The sequence below is a fragment of the Pseudomonas sp. HLMP genome, assembly GCF_046365545.1.
GTDB classification, from domain to species: domain Bacteria; phylum Pseudomonadota; class Gammaproteobacteria; order Pseudomonadales; family Pseudomonadaceae; genus Aquipseudomonas; species Aquipseudomonas guariconensis_B.
Window position 1 is genome coordinate 1 of the sequence record NZ_JBDLLR010000015.1, and the last position, 1,632, is coordinate 1,632.

The 1,632-nt window shown below is 63.2% G+C and carries 3 protein-coding genes; all 3 read left to right on the top strand.

Going from position 1 to position 1,632, the window contains the following annotated elements; all coding sequences use genetic code 11:
- A partial coding sequence (locus ABFA30_RS24065) for a thiamine pyrophosphate-dependent enzyme (RefSeq protein ID WP_253081831.1) occupies positions 1–481 on the top strand: 481 nt, incomplete at its 5' end.
- Positions 482–512: 31 nt separating this feature from the next.
- Positions 513–1,295 (top strand): hydroxypyruvate isomerase, encoded by a 783-nt coding sequence (gene hyi, locus ABFA30_RS24070; RefSeq protein ID WP_225789238.1) that lies wholly within the window; start codon positions 513–515, stop codon positions 1,293–1,295.
- Between the two features lie 84 nt (positions 1,296–1,379).
- Positions 1,380–1,632 (top strand): NAD(P)-binding domain-containing protein (locus tag ABFA30_RS24075; protein ID WP_253081842.1); only part of this gene is annotated, 253 nt, incomplete at its 3' end.

Below are 1,632 nucleotides of genomic sequence, written 5' to 3' on the forward strand. Positions count from 1 at the left end.
CAAGGCCGATCCCAAGCGCAAGGTCGTCGCGCTGTCGGGTGACTACGACTTCCAGTTCATGATCGAAGAGCTGGCCGTGGGCGCGCAGTTCAACCTGCCCTACATCCACGTGCTGGTGAACAACGCCTACCTGGGCCTGATCCGCCAGGCCCAGCGCGGTTTCGACATGGACTATTGCGTGCAACTGTCATTCGAGAACGTCAATGCCCCGGAGCTGGGCAGCTACGGCGTGGACCACGTGGCCGTGGTCGAGGGCCTGGGCTGCAAGGCGATCCGCGTGTTCGACGCCAGCCACCTGCAAGCTGCTTTCGCCAAGGCCACCGAGCTGATGGAGACCTTCCGCGTGCCGGTGGTGGTGGAAGTCATCCTCGAGCGCGTCACCAACATCGCCATGGGCACCGAGATCAACGCCATCAACGAGTTCGAGGCGTTGGCCAGCACCGCCGCCGACGCCCCGACCTCGATCATGCCGCTGGACTGATCCGCCCACGCCAAGCCATCAGGAGCCAACCATGCCCCGTTTCGCTGCCAACCTGTCCATGCTGTTCACCGAACTGGACTTCCTCGACCGCTTCACCGCCGCTGCCCAGGCCGGGTTCCGTGGCGTCGAGTACCTGTTCCCCTACGACTACCCAGTCGAGGAACTGCGCGCCCGCCTGGACGCCAACCAACTGCAGCAGGTGCTGTTCAACCTGCCAGCGGGCGATTGGGCGCAAGGCGAGCGCGGCATCGCCTGCCACCCCGACCGCGTCGAGGAATTTCGCGCCGGTGTCGACAAAGCCATCGAATACGCCAAGATCCTGGGCAACACCCAGGTCAACTGCCTGGCGGGCATCGCGCCAGAGGGCGTCGACCCGTTCGTGGTGCAGAACACCCTGCTCGACAACCTCGAATACGCCGCCAACCGACTCGAGGCCGTGGGCATCAAGCTGGTGATGGAGATGATCAACACCCGCGACATCCCCGGCTTCTATCTCAACACCACGCCCCAGGCGCTGGCCATCCGCGAGCAAGTCGGCAGCGCCAACCTGTTCCTGCAGTACGACATCTATCACATGCAGATCATGGAAGGTGACCTGGCGCGCACCATGAAAACCCACCTCGCTGCGATCAACCACATCCAGCTGGCCGACAACCCCGGCCGCAACGAACCCGGTACCGGCGAGATCAACTACCGCTTCCTGTTCGAACACCTGGACCGCATCGGCTACCAGGGCTGGGTGGGTGCGGAGTACAAGCCACTGACCACCACCAAGGCGGGCCTGGGTTGGCTGAAGACCCACAACGCGATCTGAGGATGCTCTCGAAGGGGCAGCGCCCACACTGCCAGCGTCGCCTGCCCCATCGAGATTTCAATCAATACAACGAGGTAATCTCTCATGGCTAAAATCGGTTTCATCGGCACCGGCATCATGGGCAAACCCATGGCCCAGAACCTGCAAAAGGCAGGTCACGAACTGTTCGTTTCCACCCATCACGACCCGGCCCCGGCCGATCTCGTCGCCACGGCATTGCCGACCCCGCAAGCCGTGGCCCAGGAAGCCGAGTTCATCATCGTCATGGTCCCCGACACCCCACAGGTCGAAGCCGTCCTGTTCGGTGAAAACGGCGTGGCCGAAGGCGTTGGCCCGA

Coding starts and splice junctions, on each gene's coding strand:
- hyi (WP_225789238.1), top strand. CDS start 513: ATGCCCCGTTTCGCTGCCAACCTGTCCATGCTGTTCACCGAACTGGAC.